This window comes from Fibrella musci (assembly GCF_041321105.1).
In the GTDB taxonomy this organism is placed as follows: domain Bacteria; phylum Bacteroidota; class Bacteroidia; order Cytophagales; family Spirosomataceae; genus Fibrella; species Fibrella musci.
In genome coordinates this window covers 286232-309106 of record NZ_JBGGWD010000007.1, presented here as the reverse complement: position 1 = coordinate 309106, position 22875 = coordinate 286232, and the positions used below count along the sequence as shown (strand labels likewise).

At 55.9% G+C, this 22875-nt stretch carries 21 protein-coding genes and 1 other RNA gene; 8 read left to right on the top strand and 14 right to left on the bottom strand.

Going from position 1 to position 22875, the window contains the following annotated elements:
• Positions 1 to 60: 60 nt before the first annotated feature.
• Both uvrC and ACAW74_RS23290 read right to left on the bottom strand, forming a co-directional pair.
• Positions 61 to 1869 carry an excinuclease ABC subunit UvrC gene (gene uvrC / locus ACAW74_RS23295; RefSeq protein ID WP_370700652.1) on the bottom strand — a complete coding sequence of 603 codons (1809 nt, stop codon included), beginning with the start codon at positions 1867 to 1869 and terminating at the stop codon, positions 61 to 63.
• 214 nt (positions 1870 to 2083) lie between these two features.
• Positions 2084 to 2917, bottom strand: coding sequence for a fumarylacetoacetate hydrolase family protein (locus ACAW74_RS23290; RefSeq protein WP_370700651.1), 834 nt, complete (start codon positions 2915 to 2917; stop codon positions 2084 to 2086).
• 168 nt (positions 2918 to 3085) lie between these two features.
• Between ACAW74_RS23290 and mnmA the strand changes: the two genes are divergently transcribed.
• Complete coding sequence (gene mnmA, locus ACAW74_RS23285) at positions 3086 to 4213, top strand: tRNA 2-thiouridine(34) synthase MnmA (RefSeq protein WP_370700650.1); 1128 nt, start codon at positions 3086 to 3088, stop codon at positions 4211 to 4213.
• Positions 4214 to 4266: 53 nt separating this feature from the next.
• The gene (locus tag ACAW74_RS23280; RefSeq protein ID WP_370700648.1) at positions 4267 to 5112 is read left to right on the top strand and encodes a hydroxymethylglutaryl-CoA lyase; all 846 of its coding nucleotides are present in this window, start codon (positions 4267 to 4269) and stop codon (positions 5110 to 5112) included.
• On the opposite strand, the gene ACAW74_RS23275 is transcribed toward ACAW74_RS23280, so the two are convergent.
• Genes ACAW74_RS23275 through ACAW74_RS23265 form a run of 3 tightly spaced genes read right to left on the bottom strand, consistent with a single transcriptional unit; the run spans position 5113 to position 6518 of the window.
• Positions 5113 to 5538: a hypothetical protein gene (locus ACAW74_RS23275; protein WP_370700647.1), complete on the bottom strand. Its 426-nt coding sequence runs from the start codon at positions 5536 to 5538 to the stop codon at positions 5113 to 5115.
• Between the two features lie 5 nt (positions 5539 to 5543).
• Entirely contained in the window at positions 5544 to 5936 is a 393-nt protein-coding gene (locus ACAW74_RS23270; RefSeq protein WP_370700646.1) for a hypothetical protein, read from the bottom strand.
• Between the two features lie 57 nt (positions 5937 to 5993).
• The gene (locus tag ACAW74_RS23265; RefSeq protein WP_370700644.1) at positions 5994 to 6518 is read right to left on the bottom strand and encodes a DUF7935 family protein; all 525 of its coding nucleotides are present in this window, start codon (positions 6516 to 6518) and stop codon (positions 5994 to 5996) included.
• A 109-nt stretch (positions 6519 to 6627) separates the two neighbouring features.
• On the opposite strand from ACAW74_RS23265, the gene ACAW74_RS23260 reads away from it, so the two are divergent.
• Both ACAW74_RS23260 and ACAW74_RS23255 read left to right on the top strand, forming a co-directional pair.
• Complete coding sequence (locus tag ACAW74_RS23260) at positions 6628 to 6924, top strand: HesB/IscA family protein (protein WP_370700643.1); 297 nt, start codon at positions 6628 to 6630, stop codon at positions 6922 to 6924.
• 128 nt (positions 6925 to 7052) lie between these two features.
• Positions 7053 to 10820: a sensor histidine kinase gene (locus ACAW74_RS23255; RefSeq protein WP_370700642.1), complete on the top strand. Its 3768-nt coding sequence runs from the start codon at positions 7053 to 7055 to the stop codon at positions 10818 to 10820.
• A 6-nt stretch (positions 10821 to 10826) separates the two neighbouring features.
• Here the strand turns inward: ACAW74_RS23255 and ACAW74_RS23250 are convergent, their stop codons facing one another.
• Positions 10827 to 11426: an HNH endonuclease gene (locus tag ACAW74_RS23250; RefSeq protein WP_370700641.1), complete on the bottom strand. Its 600-nt coding sequence runs from the start codon at positions 11424 to 11426 to the stop codon at positions 10827 to 10829.
• 288 nt (positions 11427 to 11714) lie between these two features.
• Here ACAW74_RS23250 and ACAW74_RS23245 point away from each other — a divergent pair, with 288 nt between their 5' ends.
• Positions 11715 to 12077, top strand: coding sequence for a CoA-binding protein (locus ACAW74_RS23245; RefSeq protein ID WP_370700640.1), 363 nt, complete (start codon positions 11715 to 11717; stop codon positions 12075 to 12077).
• 122 nt (positions 12078 to 12199) lie between these two features.
• Here the strand turns inward: ACAW74_RS23245 and ACAW74_RS23240 are convergent, their stop codons facing one another.
• The 4 genes from ACAW74_RS23240 to ACAW74_RS23225 form a co-directional block, all read right to left on the bottom strand.
• Positions 12200 to 13102 (bottom strand): SAM-dependent methyltransferase, encoded by a 903-nt coding sequence (locus ACAW74_RS23240; protein WP_370700639.1) that lies wholly within the window; start codon positions 13100 to 13102, stop codon positions 12200 to 12202.
• Between the two features lie 76 nt (positions 13103 to 13178).
• The gene (locus ACAW74_RS23235) at positions 13179 to 13814 is read right to left on the bottom strand and encodes a ribonuclease H1 domain-containing protein (protein WP_370700638.1); all 636 of its coding nucleotides are present in this window, start codon (positions 13812 to 13814) and stop codon (positions 13179 to 13181) included.
• A gap of 99 nt (positions 13815 to 13913) precedes the next feature.
• Complete coding sequence (locus ACAW74_RS23230; protein WP_370700637.1) at positions 13914 to 16121, bottom strand: xanthine dehydrogenase family protein molybdopterin-binding subunit; 2208 nt, start codon at positions 16119 to 16121, stop codon at positions 13914 to 13916.
• Positions 16118 to 16624, bottom strand: a complete 507-nt coding sequence (locus ACAW74_RS23225; protein ID WP_370700636.1) for a (2Fe-2S)-binding protein — start codon at positions 16622 to 16624, stop codon at positions 16118 to 16120. The genes ACAW74_RS23230 and ACAW74_RS23225 overlap by 4 nt, the downstream gene beginning before the upstream one ends.
• A gap of 166 nt (positions 16625 to 16790) precedes the next feature.
• On the opposite strand from ACAW74_RS23225, the gene ACAW74_RS23220 reads away from it, so the two are divergent.
• On the top strand, positions 16791 to 17654 hold the full coding sequence (locus ACAW74_RS23220; RefSeq protein ID WP_370700635.1) for an SDR family oxidoreductase: 864 nt from the start codon (positions 16791 to 16793) through the stop codon (positions 17652 to 17654).
• Positions 17655 to 17853: 199 nt separating this feature from the next.
• On the top strand, positions 17854 to 18768 hold the full coding sequence (locus ACAW74_RS23215; RefSeq protein WP_370700634.1) for a helix-turn-helix domain-containing protein: 915 nt from the start codon (positions 17854 to 17856) through the stop codon (positions 18766 to 18768).
• A gap of 138 nt (positions 18769 to 18906) precedes the next feature.
• On the opposite strand, the gene ACAW74_RS23210 is transcribed toward ACAW74_RS23215, so the two are convergent.
• Positions 18907 to 19293 carry a hypothetical protein gene (locus ACAW74_RS23210; protein ID WP_370700633.1) on the bottom strand — a complete coding sequence of 129 codons (387 nt, stop codon included), beginning with the start codon at positions 19291 to 19293 and terminating at the stop codon, positions 18907 to 18909.
• Positions 19294 to 19515: 222 nt separating this feature from the next.
• Positions 19516 to 19888: a transfer-messenger RNA gene (ssrA, locus tag ACAW74_RS23205) on the bottom strand.
• A 208-nt stretch (positions 19889 to 20096) separates the two neighbouring features.
• On the opposite strand from ssrA, the gene ACAW74_RS23200 reads away from it, so the two are divergent.
• Positions 20097 to 20738, top strand: coding sequence for a hypothetical protein (locus ACAW74_RS23200; RefSeq protein ID WP_370700632.1), 642 nt, complete (start codon positions 20097 to 20099; stop codon positions 20736 to 20738).
• A gap of 60 nt (positions 20739 to 20798) precedes the next feature.
• Here ACAW74_RS23200 and ACAW74_RS23195 read toward each other — a convergent pair whose 3' ends face one another.
• Both ACAW74_RS23195 and ACAW74_RS23190 read right to left on the bottom strand, forming a co-directional pair.
• The gene (locus tag ACAW74_RS23195; RefSeq protein WP_370700631.1) at positions 20799 to 22415 is read right to left on the bottom strand and encodes an alpha/beta fold hydrolase; all 1617 of its coding nucleotides are present in this window, start codon (positions 22413 to 22415) and stop codon (positions 20799 to 20801) included.
• Positions 22416 to 22428: 13 nt separating this feature from the next.
• Complete coding sequence (locus ACAW74_RS23190; protein WP_370700630.1) at positions 22429 to 22755, bottom strand: autorepressor SdpR family transcription factor; 327 nt, start codon at positions 22753 to 22755, stop codon at positions 22429 to 22431.
• Between the last annotated feature and the right edge of the window lie 120 nt (positions 22756 to 22875).

The following is a 22875-nucleotide window of genomic DNA, read 5'->3' as shown; positions in this document are numbered from 1 at the left end:
CGCATGAGTAAGATGCATCAGTAAAGGTTGGACCTTGGACTTTTTACGTTGAACTACTTTCTACGCTTCCTGGGCTTCGAAGTATTGTTTTACTTTCAGCGCTTTGTCGGCGCCAATCACCTGTGCAATGGCGTCTGTGTCGGCTTCGCGAATCTTCTTTACGCCTTTGAAGTAAGAGAGCAGTTTGGTGGCCGTGACTTTGCCAATACCTTCGATCCCTTCCAGCTCGCTGATCAGGCTGTTTTTGCTGCGTTTGTCGCGGTGATGCGTAATGCCAAACCGGTGGGCTTCATCGCGGCACTGCTGAATGAGCTTGAGCGATTCCGATTTCTTATCGATGTACAGCGGGAGCGAATCCTCAGGAAAGTAGATTTCTTCGAGCCGCTTGGCAATGCTGATAATCGGGATCTTTCCGTATAGATCCAGTTTCTTCAACGCATCGCAAGCGGCACTGAGTTGCCCTTTCCCACCGTCAATAACAATTAGGTCGGGTAGGGGGGAATTCTCTTCGAGCAAGCGGCTGTAGCGGCGGGTGACCACTTCGTGCATGCTGGCAAAATCGTTTGGCCCAATTACCGTTTTGATGCTGAAGTGGCGATACTCTTTGGTAGCGGGCTTGCCGTCGATAAAACACACCATCGCCGCTACCGGGTTTGTGCCCTGGATGTTGGAGTTATCGAAACACTCGATGCGGCGGGGCAGGTTTTTAAGTTGCAAATCCTGCTTGAGTCGAATCAGCACCCGATCTTTTTTACTGGCATTGGCCGAGGCTTCGGCGGCTTGTCGCTCCTGCCGCTCGCGCCGGAAGTAAAGCACATTTTTCAGCGACATATCCATCAGCTTCCGTTTATCGCCAATTTGCGGTACGGTCACCTCGGCTTTCAGGTCGGTTTCGAGCGGAATGTTCGTAATGATCTCCTTCGCCTGACTGCCGTATTGGTCACGGAATTCCACAATCATCATCGTCAACAGATCAGCATCGGTTTCGTCGAGTTTTTTCTTGATCTCAACCGTGTGCGTCTGGATGATGGTGCCGTTGACCACCTTCATGAAATTGACGTAGGCCGCCGTTTCATCGGACGCAATCGTGAACACGTCGGCGTCGGCAATTTTCGGGTTGACGACCGTCGATTTGCTCTGAAAACGCTGTAAAACATCGAGCTTGTCTTTGTATTGCTGCGCCTGCTCAAACGCCAGGCTGTTGGCCGACTCGACCATCCGGTTCCGAAAATATTCCTGCGCGGGTTTGAGTTGTCCTTTCAGAATGGCGTGAATCTGCTCGATGTCGGCGTCGTAATCGGCTTCGGCCTGTTTTCCTTCGCAGGGACCTTTGCAGTTGCCAATGTGGTATTCCAGACAAACCTTGTATTTGCCCGCTTCAATGTTTTCAGGCGACAGGTTGTAGTTGCAGGTACGTAGCGTGAAGAGTTGGCTAAACATCTCCAGCACGGCATACATGGGCTTCAACTGCGCATAAGGGCCGTAGTGTGTCCCTTGCCCGCGCTCGATGCGCCGCGTGGTGACGACGCGCGGAAAATGCTCATTCGTAACCAGCACAAACGGGTACGTTTTGTCGTCGCGCAGCAGGATGTTATAGCGCGGCTGATACCGTTTGATGAGCTGATTTTCGAGCAACAGCGCATCGAACTCAGTATGCACGATGGTGAATTCGATCTTGCGAATCTGGCTCACCAGACGCTGCGTTTTTCGATCGTGCTGGTTCGATTTATTGAAGTAGCTGCTGACCCGGTTTTTCAGGTCTTTGGCCTTGCCCACGTAAATCACCTCGCCCGTCGCGTCGAAATATCGATAAACGCCGGGTTCATGGGGCACCTTGGCAAGCTCCTTCTTGTAATCAAAATCTGGCATAGAGACGGGTCGTTCGTTTGTCAAACCTATGAGGTTTCGGAAACCTCATAGGTTTAGTAGATAATGCCAATAAATGACTACTTGGTAAACAAGTGCAGAAAGGTAAAGGTTGCCCGACAAAAGGGAGGACAAGTCCTGATAATAGCCGTTTAGCGAGCCAAGGACGCGTTTATGATGGGAACCTAACGAGCCTGCAAACGCCGAACGAACCGGCTTACTCAATCCAGTTTTCGAGTGTGCCGATGCCGTCAATCGTGATATGGACCTGATCGCCCGACTGAAGCGTGAACGTGTTGGGCGGCACAATGCCGGTGCCCGTCATCAGGAAAACGCCGTCGGGGAAGGAGCATTCACGAAACAGGAACGACACCAGTTCGGTGTGACTCCGCTTCATCTGACTGATGGCGATGCGCTGATCGAACGCCGTTTCGCCGTCGCGCTCAATGACGAGCCGGATTTCCGATTCAGGCGAGATGGGCTGACCAGGTACGTAGAGGCAAGGGCCGATGGCGGCGCAACGGTCGTAGCTTTTGGCTTGCGGCAGGTAGAGCGGGTTTTCGCCTTCAATGCTGCGTGAACTCATGTCGTTGCCGACGGTGTAGCCCACGATCGTGCCCGAGGACGTAATAAAGAGCGTCAGTTCGGGTTCAGGTACGTCCCAGGTCGAGTCTTTCCGAATGCGGAGGGCATCGCGGGTGCCAACGGTGCGCTGAGCCGTGGCTTTGAAAAACAACTCGGGCCGTTCGGCCACGTAGACTTTATCATAGAACGTATCGCCCCCCGCTTCTTTTGACTCATCCATACGGGCATCGCGGCTCCGCAGGTACGTTACGCCTGACGCCCAGATTTCCTGCCGCTGAATGGGGGCCAGAATCGTCTGTTCGTTGAGCCAGTTGGCGTCTTTAGGCGAGGCGTTGTCGAAATCGGCCGAGGCGGCGGCATACAGATCGTCGCGGTTAATGTAAGTATCCCAGTTGGTGTCGCTCAGAAGCTTGATTTGGTCGTTTTGGGCTAAAACGATGCCGGCGGATGTACGATAGATGTGCATAGAAGCAAAAGAACAAACGTACCCGAAACTATTCGTAAGTCAGGAAAGGTTGTTTTACTGGTTTAGGATAAACGGTCAGGATTGACCGCGAAGACGGGGGATTGCCTCGTTCCTGAAACCCTGTCAACTTAGTTAATCATCGCCGGACTTTGAATCCGGTTAGATACCATGAGTAAACACGGACGCATTCTGGTCGCGATGAGCGGCGGAATTGACTCGTCGCTGGCAGCGGTGATGCTGCACGATGAAGGGTATGAGGTCATCGGGATGACCATGAAAACCTGGGACTACGCTTCGAGCGGCGGTACCAAAAAAGAAACCGGCTGTTGTAGCCTCGACAGCATCAACGACGCCCGGAACATTGCCGTCAGCCTCGGTTTTCCACATTACATTCTCGATATCCGCAACGAATTTGGCGATGCCGTTATCGATTATTTCACTGGCGAATACATCGAGGGCCGCACGCCCAACCCCTGCGTCATGTGCAACACGCACATCAAGTGGGATGCTCTGCTGCGCCGCGCCGACCGCCTCGACTGCGAATTTATCGCAACGGGACACTACGCCCACATCCGGCAGGATGATGCCCCCGGTGCTTCCAACGGCCGGTACGTGATCTCGAAAGGCGTCGATACGCTCAAAGATCAGTCGTATGTGCTGTGGGGCGTATCGCAGGAAAGTCTGGCCCGAACGAAACTGCCGCTGGGAAACCTGCGGAAAACCGAAATCCGGGAGATGGCTACCGAGCGCGGCTTTGTCGAACTGGTAACCAAGTCGGAATCATACGAAATCTGTTTCGTGCCCGACAACGATTACCGGGGTTTTCTGAAGCGCCGCGTGCCGACCCTCGAAGCCGAGGTGGCGGGTGGTAATTTCGTGATGGAATCGACAGGGAAAGTCGTGGGTAAACACGAGGGCTATCCGTTTTACACCATCGGGCAGCGGAAAGGGCTGGGCATTGCGCTGGGCCACCCGGTGTTCGTGACTGAGATCCGGAAGGAAACCAACGAGGTGGTGCTGGGCCTCGATACGTCGCTGTACCGCGATGGCATGACGGTAAGCCGACTGAACTTACAGAAATACGCGAGTCTCGATGCGCCGCTGGAAACCGTGACGAAGGTGCGCTACAAAGACGCCGGTACGCCCGCCCTGATTACCCAAACCGCCCCCGACCTGATCGACGTGCACTTCGCCGAAGGGGTGTCGGCCATTGCGCCGGGGCAGGCCGCCGTATTCTACGAAGGCAACGACGTCATCGGCGGCGGCTGGATCATGAAAAGTTATAAGCAATCGTAGAGACCGGTCCGCCGGTGCGGCAACCCCTTGCGTCTCTACAACAAAAACAGACTATGCAACTCGTTGAATGCCCTCGTGATGCGATGCAGGGGCTGGCGCGGTTTATCCCGACGGCCGATAAGATTCGCTACCTGAACGCCCTGTTGCAGGTAGGTTTCGATACGCTCGACTTTGGCTCGTTTGTATCGCCTAAAGCGGTGCCGCAGATGCAGGACACGGCCGAGGTACTGGCCGGGCTCGACTTGTCAGGTACGTCGACGAAACTGCTGGCGATCGTGGCGAATGGGCGCGGGGCGGAGCAGGCTGTGGGGTATGAAGTGATCCGGTACGTTGGCTTCCCGCTGTCGGTATCCGAAACGTTTCAGCAGCGCAACACCAACCGGTCCATTGCCGAAGCGATGACTGACGTAGCAGCGATGCAACAGCTCTGCCAACAGGCCGATAAAGAGTTGGTGGTGTACCTGTCGATGGGATTCGGGAACCCGTATGGCGATGCCTACAGCCCGGCGCTCGTGGTCGACTTTGCCCGGCAACTGGATGAACTGGGTATTCGCCATATTGTACCCTCCGATACGATCGGAACCGCTACTCCGGCTAGTATCGAGGTGCTATTCAACGAACTAACCGACGCGTTGCCGTTTCAGCGGTTTGGCGCGCACCTGCACGCCCGCCCCGACGAAACCGCCGCGAAAGTGACCGCTGCTGTGCAGGCCGGGGTACGTCGTCTCGACGGGGCTATCGGCGGGCTGGGCGGTTGCCCGATGGCGGCTGATACACTGACGGGCAACCTGCCAACCGAGGCGATTGTAGGTACGTTGCAGGCACTGAACGTACCTGTAGCCCTCGATCTGGACCGGTTGGCCGAGGCTGTACAGCTTTCGCGCGCAATACTGGGCTAATCAACGCGCTTTAAAGACAATACGCTGATCGGCGGTGCTGATGATCAGATCGGTAGCGGTCAGGGTTTCAATTGTCCAGGATACCCCTGCCGTCAGTTCCGACGAAATACAATTGATAACGGCACAGATAGGATCTGGCTTGGGATTATCGTAGGCAAACTGGAGGCTGTCAGCCGTAAAGCGATACGAGTACGGTGCACAGCATGAAGCCCGACCTTTATTTGTCCCGTACAGTAAGGTACCATCACGACCAAATTCCACGAGTAGCGGATATTTATCGTAACCGTAGTTACTGGGCCACGCCTGTCCCTGGTACGTACCTGATTGCCGTTCCCAGGTTTTGAAAAACAGGTCGTTTGGCCCTACCTCATCTGACTGACAGGCGATGCCGATGAACAGGAACAGTAGCGAAAGTGTCCTTATCATGGCGTTTATCGGGCTTTGAACGTGATCGACTGACCGTTGTTGCGAATCGTCAAGTCGCTTTCGGTCAGCGTAGTGACGGTCCAAGGTGTACTGGTAACCAGCGGCGATTGCACGCAATACACCAACGAGCAGTCTATTTTTCCGTACGAAATGATAAACACAAGCTGATCATTGGCGAGCTTGAATTGACCGGGTCGGCAACAACCAGCCTCATCCTGGTTGGTCCCGTAACGTACCTGACCATCCGCCCGGAAGGTGAGGAGTTGGTCGGTGTTGGTTGAGGACGTAACCGGCTGCCGCTCCCAGGTTTTGTAGAGAAGCCCCGTGGGGCCAACGCCGGTCGATTGACAGGCGACTAACAAGCTAACAATCAGGCCACTTAGTATCGCTGTACGCATGGGTACGTTGGTTGTTCAGAGACAAGATGCCCAGCGACCTAAAACCGTTGGAATGGACTACATAAACAACTGCTGAATCTCTTCCTTAACGGCGCGGAGGGCGTCGGCAGTGGGCTGGCGGTCGCGCTGGATGATGCGCTCGAAAATTCGTTTCGAGAGGTCGAGGGCGGGGGCATCGGGCCGAACGTCGCCACTGGCCTGATTGATGAGCGTCGCCACGTCGTTCATGGCTCCCTGAATCTGCTCCCAAACTGCCTGACTCATGTACACCTGCTGCGAGAGGTTATGGTTGAACTCATCGCGAATGTCGCGCAGCAGCAGCTGTTGCAGATCGAGGGCGGTATCAGCCTGCCCGCCCAGCCGAAGCAATAATTGGTTGGGGCTGATTCGTTCCAGAAACAAAACCATGCGCTCATAGGCTTGTAGCCGAATAGGTACCACGGTTTCGGTGTAGCGTTGCTTGACTTCGTTGTGGTGGCGGTCGGCCTCCCGTTGTAACAGAAGTTTTACGGTCAGGTACATACCATACAGCACCAACGCCGCCGGAATAAACAGTTTGAGTAAGTCACCAAGGACAGCCATTATCTTTGTAGTTTTAATAGAGTTTAGTCGATTGCCACGCGCGTTGCCATCATGGGGTTAGGAGCCACAGGATGCACCGCCGAATCAACCGACCAATGCCCCATCATCTATGACCATTCAGGCCCCTGTTCAGCTACGCCCCGAAGCCCGCGACCGGATAATTGACACGCTAACAACGCAAAAAATTCCGGCTGAGTATGGCTTGCGCGTCGGTATACGTGGGGGCGGCTGCGGCTCGTCGTGGCTGCTGGGGTTCGACCTGCCCGGACCGGCCGACGAAGTGTACCTCATCGATGAAGTCCGCGTCATCATCGATAAACGACACCTGCTCTACGTGCTCGATGCTACCATTGGTTATGAAGAATCGGAAGACGGGCGGGGGTTTGTGGTGGAAAAAGGTGTTTAGTGATAAGAGTCTGGTGTTTCATCAAGGATAGTAAATCGACAAATCGAAAACATTAACGCCCAATGCTGCGTATGTGGCACGATTTTAGGTAACCTATGGGTTGACTGCCATTTTTTATTTCTTCATCCGTGGTCTTCATCGAACGACACATATTCTTACTGCTTGCCTGTATAGCCCTGCTTTTTTCGGGTCTGTGCTATGTGTTGCTGGAACAGGATGCCCCGGGCGCTACCGATGAGCAGTATGTGGTGGCCTTGCAGGAGCGCATCCGGCAGGAGACTCGCGTGAGTGCCGCTGAACTGAAACAACTGGCTACCAAACTCGCCAGCACGCCGAGCTATGCCTTTGGTACGCTGGAGCAGAAGACGCAGTATCCCTACTACATTTTTCGGAATAAAAAGCTGCTTTACTGGTCGGATAACCGGTTCATCCCCGATTATGCGCGCATTGCCAACATTCCCTTCACCCGCCTGATCGACTTCGATCAGGGCCGGTTTATCGTTAGCCGGACCAAAACATTTCACAAGCGGGACACGCTGGAAATCTTTTCGCTCATCAACGTTTACCGGCAGTACAACAATACCAATACGTACCTGCAATCGGGCTACAATCCGGCCTTGTTCTCGGTTGATCCTCAGTCGGTGACGACGCAGAAAGGCCCATCGCATCAGAACATCTACGATGCTACGCCTGTCTTTCTGTTTTCGGTCATACCCCCTAAAGTAGATCCGTACCGCAACCACACGACTCCTGTCAACACGGTCATTCTGGCTACGTTGGGCGTGCTGCTACTGGGTATTTACGTAATTCGGCAGATCAGCCGTTCGGCGCGTCGGCGGCGCTACGAGACGGGCTTTCTGTGGCTGGCGGGCTACCTGCTCTTGCTACGGGGGCTGATGCTCTACGTCGGGGTGCCGTATCTGTTCATCGAGAACGACCTGTTCAACGCCAAGCACTACGCCTCGTCGGAACTGTCGCCGTCGCTGGGCGATCTCATGCTCAACGGGGTCGCGCTGGTGATCCTGGCTTTTTACATCGCCAACAACTATTTCCGGTCACGTACCTACCGCCGCTTACTGCATCTGAGCCCCCTTGTTCAGCGACTGCTGTCGGTAGGTTGTGTCGTGTTGAGTTATACGGTCTTCTTCTTCAGCTTCACCCAATTGAACGATTTGTACGAGAAGTCGCAGTACACACTCGATCTGTCGTTGAGCATTGAGTTTCCGCCCCTGAAGGTAGCGTGTCTGCTTTTCTTCGTTATCCTGTCGCTACTGTACTTCCTGACGCAGCACACGCTGGTTAGCCTGTTTACGCGTTTCAACGCCGACAATCGCTGGCTGGGGGTTGGGCTGTTTATGGCGGGTTCGGGTCTGGCGGTGGGTATCTGCTGGCTGCTCAACCTATCGGTCGAGTGGGTATACGCGCTCAATGGGGCTTATTTTCTGGCCTTGTACCTGAGCCGATTCCCGCGGTATCTCTACACGTTTCAGTACAAAACGTCGCTCTATCTGTTTCTGGGGGCGCTGATTTGCGCCGCTACGGCCGCCAACGTGGTCTACGAACAAAGCATTCGGAAAGACTGGCTAGCCAAAAAGACGCTGGGTAAACAGTTGCTGGCCGAAAACGACGAGTATGGCGAACTGCTGCTTTACAAAGCCCACGAAGGCATTCAGAACGACCTGAGCATCCGGCAGGTGTTACACCCTGATTCGGCCTTGCGGCGGGAAAAAATTCAGCAGCGCATCAAGAGCCGGTATCTCGACCGCTACCTCGACAAGTACGATACGGAAGTCATTTCCTTCGATGCGCAGGGCAATTCGCTGGATGTGAGCATTAACGCCACGCCGCTGAGCGACTACCTCAGCCGGTTTCAGCAAAGCCGTTACAAGACGATCTACGAAGACCTGTACTTCGTCAATGAGGTCGGTAACCATTTCAATAAAGAGTACGTCAGCTTCGTTCCCATTCGCAACAATGCAGGGGCCGTGGCTGGGTACGTGGTGCTCGACCTCAAACTAAGGCCTATCACGCCCGGCAACGTATACCGCGAACTACTGGTCGACAGCAAGACCATTCAGAGCCCCGACGTGCGGGAGTACAGCTACGCGTTTTTCGAAAAAGCGGGCCGTACGGCAACTCCCCGGCTGGTGGAGAGCACGGGCAGCTACAACTACGAACGGAAACTGCCGGTATCGCTGCTCAACAACTCCGCGCTCTACGACCGGGGCGTTACCGTTGAACGCACCAGTCACCTGGGTATACAGGGCAGCAACGGGCGTATTCTGGTGGTATCGTCGGCGGCTTATCCGCTCAGTACGGTGCTGGCCAACCTGTCGTTTCTGTACCTGATTCTGGTACTGTCGGTGATCCTGGTCATCATTCTGTACGCCGTGCAGTACGGTCTGTCGCGGTTTAGTATCAACTACTCGACCCGCATTCAGATTTTGCTCAACGTGGCGTTCTTTTTGCCGCTGGTGCTGGTCGTGGTTATTATTCTGGGGGTGATCAGTGCCAACTACGTAGCCAATCAGGAAACCAACTACATCACCAACACGAAGAACATTGCGGCCAAAGTATGGACGTACCTGGACGAAAACCTGAAAGGGATTCGTAGTAAAGAGGCGATGGAAGAAGAGTTGCAGTCGATTGCGCGCGACGCCGACATCGATATCAATCTGTTCGATACTGCCGGGCGGCTCTATACGTCCACGCAGATGCTTATTTACGAGAGTGGTAACCTCTCGAAATACATCAACCCGCAGGCGTTTATTCACATTGCCGAAGACAAGGAAAACCAGAAACTGCTGTATGAACAACTGGGCACCAAGCAGTATAGCACGGCGTATGTGGGGGTGAAATCGCCCGACGGCCGGTTGTTGGGGATCATGAGCGTTCCGTACTTCTACGCGCAACCCGAACTCGACAAACAGTTGCTCGAAGTGGTGTCATCGGCACTGAGCGTCTTCACGACCCTGTTTGTGGTGTTTCTGGTGCTGTCTTATTTTGCGGCCGGTAGCCTGACGCGCCCCCTCAAGATGCTGACGCAGCGAATTCGCCGCACCAGTCTCGATCAGCTCAACCAGCAAAAAATTGAGTGGAAATCAGACGATGAATTGGGCCTGCTGATTCAGGAGTACAACCGAATGCTGTCGAAACTGGAAGAGAGCAAAGTCTCGCTGGCGCAGAGCGAGAAGCAGTCGGCCTGGCGCGAAATGGCCAAGCAGGTGGCGCACGAGATCAAAAACCCGCTGACGCCCATGAAGCTGACCCTGCAACAACTGCAACGGACGCTGCCGGGTATGAACCCCATCACCGACCGGGCTGTGAGCCGCACCCTCGACTCGCTGCTGGAGCAGATCGACAACATCAGCGACATCGCCACTTCGTTCTCCGACTTTGCCAACATGCCGATGCCGCAGAACGAACTGGTAGAACTATCGGCGGTGCTGCACAAAGCGGCCGATCTGTTTGCCGATGATCGCCGCGTGACCATCCGTCGCCATATCGATGCCGGTCCGGTTTGGGTAATCGGCGACCGGCAATTGCTAATGCGGATCATCAATAACCTGATCATCAACGGTATACAGTCGGTAAGTCAGGATACGCAACCCGTCATCGACCTGCGTTTGTTTGCTCATGATGGCAACGCCAACATTGAAGTGCACGATAACGGCGACGGCATTCCCGAACCCATCCGGCCCAAGGTGTTTTTGCCCAACTTCAGCACCAAACAGGGCGGTACCGGTATTGGCCTGGCGCTATCGAAACGAGGCATTGAACATGCCGGCGGGAATATCTGGTTTGAAACGACGGTTGGCGTCGGCACGTCGTTCTTTATTGACATGCCCCTGGCGAGCCCAGCCCCGGTCTTGGTGGCTGTTAAGCAAAAAGGGTAGCTGACGCTACCCTTTTTGCTGCATGTTGTAGATGGAGGCCTGTTCCTGCATCGGCTGCTCATCGTCGAGCACTACGTGTTTCCAGTTTTCGCCCGATCGGATTCGGTTAAGCTGCGTGTGAGTGATGCCAAACTGCCGGGCAATCATCTTCAACCGATTTTTGTCGTTCCGAAGCAGCTTCTTGATCATCATCACCTTGCTCTCGGTCAGCTTGTAATTGCGCGTTCGTTTGGGTTGCGGCCGATTCAACACATTGGGGTTGTTTCGGTTATGCTCGATCATCGCTTCTTTCGAGGCCCAACGCAGGTTCGAGGCCCGGTTGTTGAGCTTGTCATGGTCGAGGTGAATCACGTAGGTCTGATCATCGCGGCCGGCTTCCAGAAAGTACTCGGCTACGAGCTTATGGACATACCGGTTGATGATCTTACCCTTGATGCGAACGTTGAGTGATCGGTAGCCCTGAATGACCGATCCCTTGATGATTGTGCCCTCAGCCCCTGACCGAAAGCTGCGCAATCGGCCAAAGTTTGATACCTCATAGGTTGGAGATTCGTTGACGCCCTCAAACCTGATCGGCACCCATTGTTCGTTCCAGAAGGTAGCCATCGTTGAATCATTTATGAAGTGTGAGTGCCTAATACTAACAATACGGTGAGAGCGAACTTAATGTTTAACAAAAGTTGAACACTAAAATTCCACCGAAGGTAGCAAAAGAACGCGGATACGCATTAATTATCAATAGTTTATACTGAATGGCAACGTATATAGGCTAGCGTTTTGCGGGTTATATAGCCGAAATGTAGAGTGAACAATTAACAAAAATAAGCAGCGAAAACGCATTCTGAACAACTGAGCGCCTGTTTTTGTCAATAGAGATGACTACCTCAAAAGAATATGAGTAAGAAGACATTGGTAATCGGCGCGACCGAAAATACAGCCCGCTATGCCAACCGGGCTACCCGCAGTTTATTGCAGCACGGCCACGACGTTGAACAGATTGGCCTGAAAACCGGACAGGTACAGGGCGTACCCATTCAGACGGGGCTGCCCGAACTGACGGATATCGACACGGTGACGATGTACGTGGGCGCCCGCAATCAGGCTGGGTACGTCGACTACCTGAAAAAGTTGAAGCCCCGCCGGGTCATCTTCAACCCCGGTGCCGAAAACGATGACCTCGCCCGACAGCTTCAGCAGGAAGGGATCGAACCCATCGAGGCCTGCACGCTGGTGATGCTGTCGATTGGGAATTATTGAGGGGATGGGGAGTCATTGGTTGTCATTTGGCTTCGCCGTCATTCATAGTCATTAATTGTTTTTACAACGAATGACGGCGAAGCCAAATGACCATCAATGACGGCGAAGCCTGATGCCCTCCCTTATATCCGCTCGAAGACCAGCCGGTGGTGATCCATCGTCTCGCGCTCGAAGCAGACCCGGTTGGGGCTTACGCGGAACACGGCGATAAGGTCGCGGAAGGCTGGGTTAGTGAGCAAACGCGGCAGGAGGGAAGCGTAGAGCAGGTACTTCTCCAGGTCGAAGGCCCGGAAGCGCTTGCGCCACTGACCAATGGTTTCGATGTAATCGAGGCGGCCACTGCTCTCCGATACCAGCTTGAAATGGCTACTGGCTGCCCGCTCGACCTGCTGATAGCCGTAAGGGAGCCACGAGCCCGGAAACTGCGCGATCATGAGCGCCAGCGCGTAGGCGTCTGAATCTTTGGGGGCGTCGAGGCTGATCTGCTCGTAGTCGATCATGTTCTTGCCGAACACCATCGTCTGCATGTAGAACCGTTTGCCCTTGGGCAGAAGTTGGGCTAGATTTTGGAAAAAATTGGCATAGACGGCGTCCTGCTGCCCGGCTTTCCACTGCTCGATGGAGCAGAAATGCTCCAGCCCGCCAATGCACGAAACGGCGTCGAACGTCCCGTAATCAGCGGGGGTGATCTGCCGGCAATCTTTCACCTCGACCGTCAGGCCATTTTTGGTGCAGGCCGCCGCCTGTGCCGACGACAACGTGACACCCCGGGCGTTGGCACCCCGTCCCTTAATATAGGTGAGAAACGGACCCCAGCCGCAGCCCATGTCGAGCACCTTGGTGCCCTGACCAATACCGAGGCTATCGGCAATAAACTGGTGTTTTTGGCGCTGGGCTTCTTCGAGGGTGAGCGTGAAATCGCCATTATACATCGCACCGCTGTAGTCGCCGGTTTCGCCAACGCTGCGCCGGAAAATAGTGTCGATGGTGGAGTACGTAAACTCCAGATCGGATTGAGAAGCCATAACAACGTGATTAAGGGGCAGGTACGGGTTAGCCTGTTAATCGACAAGGTAGTGTATTCTCCTGACTATCTGGTACTTATTTTCGGCCGAAGTCGGCGGGGTTTTCGCCCCACTCGGTGGTTTCCCACTTCAGAATGGCATTGGCAAAGCGGTGGGTAGTGAGCCAGGTCTCGGCGCGGTCGAGCAGCTCAAACAACTCCGCGTTGCGGGGCGTGGGGTCGAGTTTAGTGTTGGCTTTTTTCTTTTTCACCCAACTAATGGCCGTGCGCGAATCGGAGTAGATGGGCAGGTTGCTGTTGCGCTGATGCAACAGGGCCAGCGCGTGCACGATCGCCAGAAACTCGCCGATGTTGTTGGTGCCGTCGGGGTAGGGGCCGCGGTGGAAGATTTTCTCGCGGGTGGGCAGGTAGATGCCCTGGTATTCCATGTCGCCAGTGGCCGTGTTCCAGGCGGCATCCACCACCACGCTATCCTCGATGGGCGGGCGTTGCAGGCTGCTGAGTTTGAGCTGTGGCGCGGTTTTGGGCTTGTTGCCTACGTACCGGCGTGGGTCGTCGGTGTAGGCTTTCATGGCGTCGATCTTACTGTCGAACGACTTATATAGCGCCTTGTCGAACCCTTCGACCTGCTTCCGGCACACGTCCCAATCGTCGAACACGCCCGTCTGCCGTCCCTGCCACACCACGTAATATTTCTGCTTCTTCTTCGCCATGCTGTTTAAACGCGAAGTCGCAAAGGTACACGCGAAGGGCGCAAAGAATACCATTTGACATCCTTTGCGCCCTTCGCGTGTACCTTTGCGACTTCGCGTTTAAGCTATTTTCTCCAGGTTCATGGGCAGGCGGCGGAGGCGTTTACCCGTGGCGGCGAAGATCGCGTTGGCCAGCGCGGGAGCCAGCGGCGGCAGACCCGGTTCGCCCACGCCTTTGATGGTGGGGCCACCGTCGGCCAGGATATGCACCTCGATTTTGGGCATCTCGTTGATCCGCAGCATCCGGTTCGTGTCGAAGTTGGTTTGCTGCGCCTGCCCGTTGGCGAAGGTGATGCCGTCTTTGGTGGCCGCCACCAGCCCCATGCAGATAGCCCCTTCGATCTGCGCCCGCACCATGTCGGGATTGACTACCGTGCCGAGGTCGATCACGCAATACACCTTCTCGACCTTCACCGAGCCGTCGGCCAGTTTGGCGACTTCGACCACCTGACCGGCCAGCCCCGCGAAAAACTCCCACTGCGCTACCCCCCGGCCTTTACCCGCCGGTAGTGGCTTATCCCAGTTCGAGACCTCGCGCAGCTTCGTCAGCACGCGCTTCGTGTCCGACTCCTTGGTGAGCAGCGACAGGCGGTAATCCATCGGGTCTTTACCGGCTTTGTGCGCCAGTTCGTCGAGGAAACCCTCGTGGGCGAAGGCCAGCGTGGTGCTCGTCACGGCCCGCCAGGCGGCCATCGGAACGTGCGATTCGGCGTAAACGTAGCGGCTTTCCTGGTTCGGGAGCTCGTACTTCTGCTCGCCGATGCCCTCGGTCATGGTTTTGTCGACCTTCTTGCCGTCGTGGGGCTTGCCCAGCGTGGCGTCGAGCGACGGCGAAATAACCTTGTGCTGGAAGGCTAGCGGCTTGCCATCGGCCGACAGCCCCGCGCGCATTGCCGAGAAGGTCATGGGACGAAACGGGCCAAGCTGCGTGTCGTCTTCGCGTGTCCAGATGGCCTTGACCGGCTTCCCGACGGCCTTGGCGATGTGGGCTGTTTCGAGCACATAATCGGGGTAAAGCCGACGACCGAACCCGCCACCGTTGAACGTGATGTTGACCTTTACGTTATCCGGGCTGATCTTGAACTCGCCCGCAATCTGACTCTTGATGCCGCCCGGCACCTGCGACGATGTCCAGATTTCGACCGCGTCGGGGGCCGTCCAGCTCACGAGGCAGTTCATCGGCTCCATCGGCGAGTGGCTCACCACGGGTGTTTCGTAGAAGGCTTCGAGCTGTACGGGCGCTTCGGCAAGGGCTTTGGCAAAATCACCCACGCTATGATCGACGAGGCCGTCGGTTTTGGCCAGGTCGCGCAGGTGTTGTTCATATTGAATGCTGCTGAACGCGTCGTGTCCCTGATGATCCCAACGTACCTGAAGGGCTTTCCGGCCCTGCAACGCGGCCCAATACGTGTCGGCGACCACGGCTACGCCCTCGAACCGGCGGCTTTCCAGCACCCGCTCGGCTTTCAGCACCTGCCGCACGCCTTTGATCTGCTTCGTTTTGGCATCGTCGACACTCACCACCTTACTACCGAAGACCGGGCTGCGCTCGATAGAGGCGTAGACCATACCCGGCACGCTCATATCGATCCCAAACTGCGCCTTGCCCGACGATTTGCCGGGTACGTCGGGCCGTTTAGCGTCTTTGCCCAGGATGACAAAGTCCCTCGGGTCTTTCAGTTTCGGGTCGGTCGGAACGGGAAGTTTCGCCGCTGCTTCGGCCAGCTCGCCATAGCCCAGGCTCCGGTTCGTGGCCTTGTGCCACACCCGCGCGTTGGCAACGGTACACTCGCTCGCGGGTACATTCCAGGTGGTGGCGGCGGCCTGCACGAGCATCTCGCGGGCCGAGGCCCCTACCTTGCGCATGGGCAGGTAGTCGGTCCGTACCGACATGCTGCCACCCGCAAACTGCGCCCAGCCAAACGCTTTCTGACCACCTGTCTGCCGGATCGTGACCTGATCGAGTGTTACGCCCAGTTCTTCGGCAATCAGCGCCGGAATCGACTGGAACGTACCCTGCCCGATTTCGGGACGGGTGTTCATGAGGGTGATTTTTCCGGGGTGGCCCTCCACGGTACGTTCAATAATGATGTAGGGCGTCAGCTCGGCGGCGGGCAGGGCGTCGGGGGTAGCCAACGTACCCAACACGCTGGCAGCGTTGCTGCCCGACGTACCCAGCACAAAGGCCGCGCCCGTAAGGCCAAGGGTTTTCAGTACGTCTCGGCGGGCAACGTACCCAGCTCCTGAGGAAGTTGTTTTCTGGCTCATCGCTTACCGAGTTTAGAGGCTGTTTTGGGTAATTTCTGGGTCGTGTTCAACTCGGCTGATGCTGTGTGGATGGCCTGCCGAACGCGCACATAAGTACCGCAACGGCAAATGTTGCCCTGCATGGCGGCGTCGATGTCGGCGTCGGTGGGTTTGGGTACCTGTTTCAGCAGGGCCACCGCGCTCATGATCTGCCCCGACTGGCAGTAGCCGCACTGCGGTACCTGATGCTCGATCCAGGCCTTCTGCACCGGGTGGTCGGCGTTTTTCGACAAGCCTTCGATCGTCGTGATTTTCTGGCCTTTTACCGCCGAAACGGGAACGCTGCACGAACGGATGGGTGCGCCGTCGAGGTGAACGGTGCAGGCGCCGCACTGCCCGATGCCGCAGCCGAATTTGGTGCCGGTGAGGCCCACTACGTCGCGAATAGCCCATAAAAGGGGCATCTCGGGGTCGACGTCGAGGGTTTGCGGCTGGTTATTGATGGTGAGTTTGACCGTAGCCATTGTTCTGGGAATAAGGAAGATAAGGAGATGAGCGAAGGTACACAGAAAAGCCCATAGCCAGGCGGGGGAAAGCGGGCAGTTAATTCGGCTACAACAATCACAAATCTGGCTACGGCCGGGCGCTGGGCGTGGCGGACCTTTGTCATAATCAAACCAGCACAACGTCATGATTTTAGTAACCGGAGCCACCGGGCAATTGGGTACCGCCGTCATTCAGCAACTCCTGAAACACGTACCTGCGGGCCAGATCGCCGCTTTTGTGCGTGACGAAGCCAAAGCCGCTAACCTGCTCAGCCAAGGTATAGCCCTCCATGTGGGCAGCTACGACGATGTCGATTCCCTCGATGCTGCGATGCAGGGGATGGAGACCGTCCTGTTGATTGCCGGTACGGACGAAGAAAACCGCGTGCGCCAGCACCAACACGTGGTGGACGCGGCCCGGAAAGCGGGTGTCCGGCGCATCGCCTACACAAGCCGCGCGCTGAGCGACCCGGCTACGCTCGTCAATCAATTGATGAACGGCCACTTCCAGACCGAGGCGTTGATCAAGGCTAGCGGCCTGCCTTACACGATTTTTCAGAATAGCCTGTATATGGACGCCATTCCGCAGTTTCTCGGGGGCAAAGCCGTTTTTGAGCGGGGGATCAACGTACCTGCCGGGCAGGGGCGGGTGGCGCTGGCCCTGCGTAGCGAGATGGGCGAGGCCATCGCCAACGCGTTGGCAACCCCGGCGGAAGGCAACCGGACGTACCACCTGACCGGCCCCACAGCCTACTCGTTTGAGGACATCGCCGCCGCCCTGAGCAGCCTATCCGGCAAAGCCATAACTTACACGCCTGCTGACCCGGTACAGTTTAAAAGCCAGCTGATCGGCCGGGGTTTGCCCGAGGTGATGGCGCAACGCATTGTCGGGTTTATCACCGACATTGCCAACGGACAGGAGGCGGGTGTAACCCCGGATCTGGAAACCCTCCTCCGCCGGAAACCCACCACCCTCACCGACGGGTTACGGTTGTTGTATAGCTTGTAGGGTAAGGTGTGAACAGCCTTGAGTCAGTAAAGGGCCTTTTTCGTCTCCCTGACCGAAACACGTAGTCACCCGTTTTTTGTCATCCCGACGCAGGAGGGATGACAAAAAAAACTAATCAACTTGTAGCTAATAAATAAGTTAGGCTGCAAAATGCTCGTAGCTAGTATTGGTTAAAATCGCCGATAAACCCCGTTATCCTATGCCAACCGACTCGCTGCACCGAAACGACACCCTGTCGGCGTACCACAAACTGGCGGGCCTGCCTAAACCCGCCCACCCGCTCATCAGCGTGGTTCGGTTCGAGGACATCCGGCCGCAGTGGGTCGACAGGCCGAAAAGCGTGGTGAACAACTTCTATTCGATTGCGCTGAAACGAAACTTCAGCGGCCGACTGACCTACGGTCAGCAGCCCTACGATTTCGACGAAGGCGTGATGGTCTTTCTGGCCCCCGGACAGGTGCTGACCGTTTCGGAAGACGCGTCGCACGAGCACACGGGCTGGCTGTTGCTGATTCACCCCGATTTTTTGTGGCACACGTCCCTGGCCAAAACCATCCGGCAGCACGACTATTTCGACTATTCGATTCGGGAAGCCCTGTTTCTGTCGGAGAAAGAGGAGGCCATCATCATTGGTATTATGCAGCAGATTCAGCAGGAGTATCAGGCGCCCATCGACACGTTCAGTCACGGTATTATCATCGCCCAGCTTGAGGTGCTGCTCAACTACGCCGACCGTTTTTACCAGCGGCAGTTCATCACCCGCAAAATCACCAACCATAGCCTGCTCGACCGCTTCGAGGCCATTCTGGACACGTACCTGAAGAGCGACGCCCTACCGACAGGCGGGTTGCCCACGGTGGGCTACATGGCCGACCAACTCAACCTGTCGCCAACGTACCTGAGCAGCCTGCTGAAAACGCTGACCGGCCAAACCCCGCAACAGCACATCCACGAGAAGCTGATCGAGAAGGCCAAAGCGCAGCTATCGACCACCCAACTATCCGTGAGCGAGATTGCCTACAGCCTGGGCTTCGAGCACCCCCAATCGTTCAGCAAGCTGTTCAAAAGCAAGACAAGCACCTCCCCACTTGAATTCCGCCAATCGTTTAATTAAACGCATGATCGGCGTGGCGTTAGATCGCAAGCGCTAATCGAGAGGGATATCTTTCGGAGTGTCGTTTGGAGAAGATTAACGACGCGATGGTGGGATTGTGAGAGGTAAGACTAAAAGATTGTTTACTGCTAACAATGTTCAATCTTTCTTTTTGAAGCGGAAGAATATGGTCCCATCGGCATATCCTTTCATATCAACCAAGCCGTTCTTGACCCCGCATGAATAACCTGAAGCGCTGCACAAGACTGAATCTTCCGTTATTTTTGTCAGCTGCCAAGTGCCTTTCTCGATGAGGCCATCTGCAAAGCCACTGATTTTGAAGGTGGGCTTGACCGTCTTGGCGTCAAGTCTAACCAACTGGAGTGATCCTGTCAATTTAACGTACGGGTCAAAATTATTGCCGATGTACGAGTACACTAGGTCGTAGTCGCCAGCTAGCCTACTTGCCTCATCAAGGGGAGGTGCTTTCTCCGGCTCATGACAGCTTAATCCAGTCAGCAATAAGGGTAACCATGAATACTTCATCCTTGCAAATCCTTTGTTAGCTATTTATCGACTTCAACTTCATAATGTAAGTCGTGCTGCATGATGCCCCGAAATATGAATTTATGCGAGAAGCCTGAATCCGTGATCGCAGTTAGTATCAGGTCAATTCCTAATCAACAAAAAAGGGAAGAGATACATAGTCTCTTCCCTTTTGGGTAATACAATGTGTAAATCTTGTAACTAGTTGACTTACAGTGTTAATTGTGGAGACGCAGGGAGTTGAACCCTGGTCCAGTCAAGGAAAACGTCGCGCTTTCTACATGCTTAGTGGTGATTAGGATTGTCGGGCGGCAGACTGGCTCACCACTGGCCTATCTGACACCTTACGTTGTTTTGTCTCGCTTCTTGTCACAACGATTAACGAAGCCAGCGCTGCAGATCGACGCCTCCTGATCCAACCGGCAGCACGTAGGTCGGGGAGACGATGGCATTTGCTAGATCCTCCGGATTAAGCAGCCATGGCGTAGTTATACTCGCCAGTTATTGTTTTGGTGATTTGTTTGGACGGGAACTGTCACCCACTCCCGGCATGCTTACACGCGCTTTCAGCAAGCTGTCAATTCCAGTCGCCCCCAGGTTGTGTATGAGTATAACCGTGTGCGCCGGCCAAAAGTTTCACCTCCTTGTGCCAGCCTGGCCGCCCGTTGCTTCCGCAAAATCGGAAGCCGGGTGTCGATTTGCTAAATTTGTTTAAACCATATTAAACAAAAATCGTTAACTTGACTGACGTTTCCTCTTCCCCGTAACAAGCTTGCCATACGGGCTTCGGCCCACCGAAGGCCATGATCCTTACGCCTTTTGAAACCAGCCTCTACAGGCAACTGGCTCGCTTCTTTGGCGACTATGAATTCGCCTTGCTGCCCGAAAAAAAGCAGTTTCGTCGCATTACCCCCACTGGTTTCCAGAACGTTATTCTGTCACCGTCCTACTACGGCGACACCACCCTGCTCGATGTCAACTTCGGTTGCCGCAATGAGCAGGTCGAGCAGATTGCCCAGCAGTTTCTGCCCACCCTCACCGATTTCCGGTCCGACGCCAACACGCTGCTGATCTCCATCGGCAAGTATCAGCAGGTGACGCCCCCCCGCTACAGCATCCGCTCCGACTTCGAGCTGGAAAGCGTGTGTCAGCAGATCATGGATTTTTTCAAAAACGACGGCTTTCAGCAGCTCAACGAGGCGTGTTCGCTCCGCAGCCTCGACCGCATCCTGAACGACGATCCGGCGCATCCGTGCCCTTACGTATATAACCAGACGTTCCGCTGTTACAAGGGGCTTACGGTCGCCAGCCTCACGCACAATCCGCATTTTCTCGGCCTGATCGACCTGTACCGCCATCAGCTCGACCGCCAATCGCCCAACGCCTACGAACAGATCAACTTCGACCGCCTCGTCGCTTATCTACAGCATTATTCGGCGAATTAGGGGAGGGGGAAAATGGAGGCCATGCGCCAGCAGCAGCCACGCGTCAACCTCCCTAATCCCTTATTTTACAAACGTAGCAATGGCGTCGGCGACGGCGGGGAGGATGGTGCTGTTGGGAGCGGTGTAGCTGGCGATGTTACCTGCGCGGTCGGCGGGTCCGGCTTTCAGCACGTGGTTCATACCGTCGATGAGCAGCAGTTGGGCGTCGGGGCGGGCAGTTTTGAGGCGTTCGACCTCGCTCACCGGCACCTGAATGTCGTGCCGTCCCTGAATCAGCAGCACCCGCCCTTTGTAGGCCTGTAGGCTGCGGGCGGGGTCATAGCGCATCCACGAAATCAGATACGGCTGATTGACGGGGCTGAACAAACTGGCCAATGGGGCCACGGGTTTCTGCACGCGCTGCCCCGCCCGCAGGGAGTCGAGATCGCGTTGGGCGAGGGCCAAATTGTCGCCCGAAATGCCCGCGTCGGCAAACTGCGTTTTGAGTACGTCGGCGATGTTTTGCCCCGCCCCGGCAATCGACACAAAGCGGTCGACGTTGGTTTGCGCCGCGGCCAGCATCCCCACCAGCGACCCTTCGGAATGCCCCGCCACGATCACCCGCGAAAACCGTTTATCGGCCTGCAATTGCCGGATAAAGCCAACGGCGTCGCTCACCACGTAGTCGAACGACAGCCCCGGCTTGATCAACTGCGTAGCCGCCACGAAGCTGTTGGTGCCGCTGAGCCGTTTGTCGTAGCGCAGCACCGCCACACCCCGTTTGGTGAGGCTGTCGGCCAGTTGGCGGTACATGTTCAGGTTGGCGCCGGGGGCATTGCCGTTCCGGTCGGTGGGACCGCTGCCCGCGATCAGCAGCACCACGGGCAGCGGCTGGGTGGCGTTGGCGGGCAGGGTGAGCGTGCCGTCGAGCGTGACGCTGACGCCCGCTGGCTGGGTAACAACGTACCTGACGGGCTCTTCGGTCTGGGCAAAGGTGCGGCCGGCACCGACCATGAGCAGCAAGGCTACGCATAGTCCCTGCTTAAACAGTCGGTAGGAGTAGACAAACGGGATAATCGCCAGCACCATCGGCACCGCAATGGCCAGCGCGATCTTGAGCGATGTGGGCAGGAAAAAGTTGATCACAAACGCCAGCAGCCCCCCCGCTACCCAGAGCTTACCCGCGAGGCGGTGCGTTTTGCGCCAGTTGGTGTCGCTGTTGAGCGTCCAGGGCGTGCGGATGCCTACGACGTAGTTTCTGGGTACGTTCAGCATGACGTTGCCAATGCCCGCGAACAGCAGAAAAACCGTCGACAGAATCAGGTTGATGACGGCTGAACCGGTCTGTTGCGTGTGGATGATGTAGAGAATCACCGTGGCTATCCCGGCCAGAAACAGATTGATCGTGAGGCGCATCGGTCCGTAGATCGCTGGTGTCAGGCGGCCGGTGGGGTCGATCGCGGGCAACACGCGCAGCAGGCCGTAGAGTAGCCCCATGCCGAGTACGTACCCGATAGCCAGTCCTTCTTTCGAGGAATATCCGTCGGGCTGGCCGGTCGGTCCGAAGTGCGTAGGTACGTTGGCAGGGAACTGGGTATAGATGGCCGCCAGATAGAGCAGGGGCAGGGCCGTTATGGCGATGAACACCCATTCGGGCGTTGGCGACGAGGCCGTTTGTGAACTTGTAGACGAAGACATGCTGGTGAGGTATTTAATCGGTACGTGGGGATGGATCGGACGAGGGCAGGTCGGACGGGGTTGGCGGCGACGTGTTCAGGACCGATGATCCCGTAAACCCCATGAGCCAGGCCAGCAGCTCGTCGAGCACGGTGGTGTTGAGCCGGTACGTAATAAACTGTCCCTGTTTGGTGGAGTCGACGAGGCCCGCCTGCCGCAGCAGGTCGAGGTGGTGCGAAATGCTGGGCTTGCTCATGTCGAACTGCTCGGCGATTTCGCCCGCTGTCAGGTCGCCCTGCCGAAGTAGCTCCAGAATCTGCCGACGGGTGGGGTCGTTGAGGGCTTTAAACAGTGCGTTCATGGTATGCTTGTATAATTAGCCAAATGTCTAAATACTAATTGAAAAAGCAAGGGATACTGTGATAAATGGTTGACAATAAAGGCTGATAGGGGTAAACGAGCGGATGGAGTCACACTTGCC

Bases quoted from the DNA above. Each gene is read 5' to 3' on its own strand.
- ACAW74_RS23220 (WP_370700635.1), top strand. From the start codon at position 16,791: ATGATTTTAGTAACCGGAGCCACCGGGCAATTGGGTACCGCCGTCATT.
- ACAW74_RS23235 (WP_370700638.1), bottom strand. From the start codon at position 13,814: ATGGCGAAGAAGAAGCAGAAATATTACGTGGTGTGGCAGGGACGGCAG.
- ACAW74_RS23280 (WP_370700648.1), top strand. From the start codon at position 4,267: ATGCAACTCGTTGAATGCCCTCGTGATGCGATGCAGGGGCTGGCGCGG.
- ACAW74_RS23190 (WP_370700630.1), bottom strand. From the start codon at position 22,755: ATGAACGCACTGTTTAAAGCCCTCAACGACCCCACCCGTCGGCAGATT.
- ACAW74_RS23275 (WP_370700647.1), bottom strand. From the start codon at position 5,538: ATGATAAGGACACTTTCGCTACTGTTCCTGTTCATCGGCATCGCCTGT.
- ACAW74_RS23290 (WP_370700651.1), bottom strand. From the start codon at position 2,917: ATGCACATCTATCGTACATCCGCCGGCATCGTTTTAGCCCAAAACGAC.
- ACAW74_RS23210 (WP_370700633.1), bottom strand. From the start codon at position 19,293: ATGAAGTATTCATGGTTACCCTTATTGCTGACTGGATTAAGCTGTCAT.
- ACAW74_RS23260 (WP_370700643.1), top strand. From the start codon at position 6,628: ATGACCATTCAGGCCCCTGTTCAGCTACGCCCCGAAGCCCGCGACCGG.
- ACAW74_RS23240 (WP_370700639.1), bottom strand. From the start codon at position 13,102: ATGGCTTCTCAATCCGATCTGGAGTTTACGTACTCCACCATCGACACT.
- ACAW74_RS23200 (WP_370700632.1), top strand. From the start codon at position 20,097: ATGATCCTTACGCCTTTTGAAACCAGCCTCTACAGGCAACTGGCTCGC.
- ACAW74_RS23270 (WP_370700646.1), bottom strand. From the start codon at position 5,936: ATGCGTACAGCGATACTAAGTGGCCTGATTGTTAGCTTGTTAGTCGCC.
- ACAW74_RS23195 (WP_370700631.1), bottom strand. From the start codon at position 22,415: ATGTCTTCGTCTACAAGTTCACAAACGGCCTCGTCGCCAACGCCCGAA.
- ACAW74_RS23230 (WP_370700637.1), bottom strand. From the start codon at position 16,121: ATGAGCCAGAAAACAACTTCCTCAGGAGCTGGGTACGTTGCCCGCCGA.
- uvrC (WP_370700652.1), bottom strand. From the start codon at position 1,869: ATGCCAGATTTTGATTACAAGAAGGAGCTTGCCAAGGTGCCCCATGAA.
- ACAW74_RS23265 (WP_370700644.1), bottom strand. From the start codon at position 6,518: ATGGCTGTCCTTGGTGACTTACTCAAACTGTTTATTCCGGCGGCGTTG.
- mnmA (WP_370700650.1), top strand. From the start codon at position 3,086: ATGAGTAAACACGGACGCATTCTGGTCGCGATGAGCGGCGGAATTGAC.
- ACAW74_RS23250 (WP_370700641.1), bottom strand. From the start codon at position 11,426: ATGGCTACCTTCTGGAACGAACAATGGGTGCCGATCAGGTTTGAGGGC.
- ACAW74_RS23215 (WP_370700634.1), top strand. From the start codon at position 17,854: ATGCCAACCGACTCGCTGCACCGAAACGACACCCTGTCGGCGTACCAC.
- ACAW74_RS23245 (WP_370700640.1), top strand. From the start codon at position 11,715: ATGAGTAAGAAGACATTGGTAATCGGCGCGACCGAAAATACAGCCCGC.
- ACAW74_RS23225 (WP_370700636.1), bottom strand. From the start codon at position 16,624: ATGGCTACGGTCAAACTCACCATCAATAACCAGCCGCAAACCCTCGAC.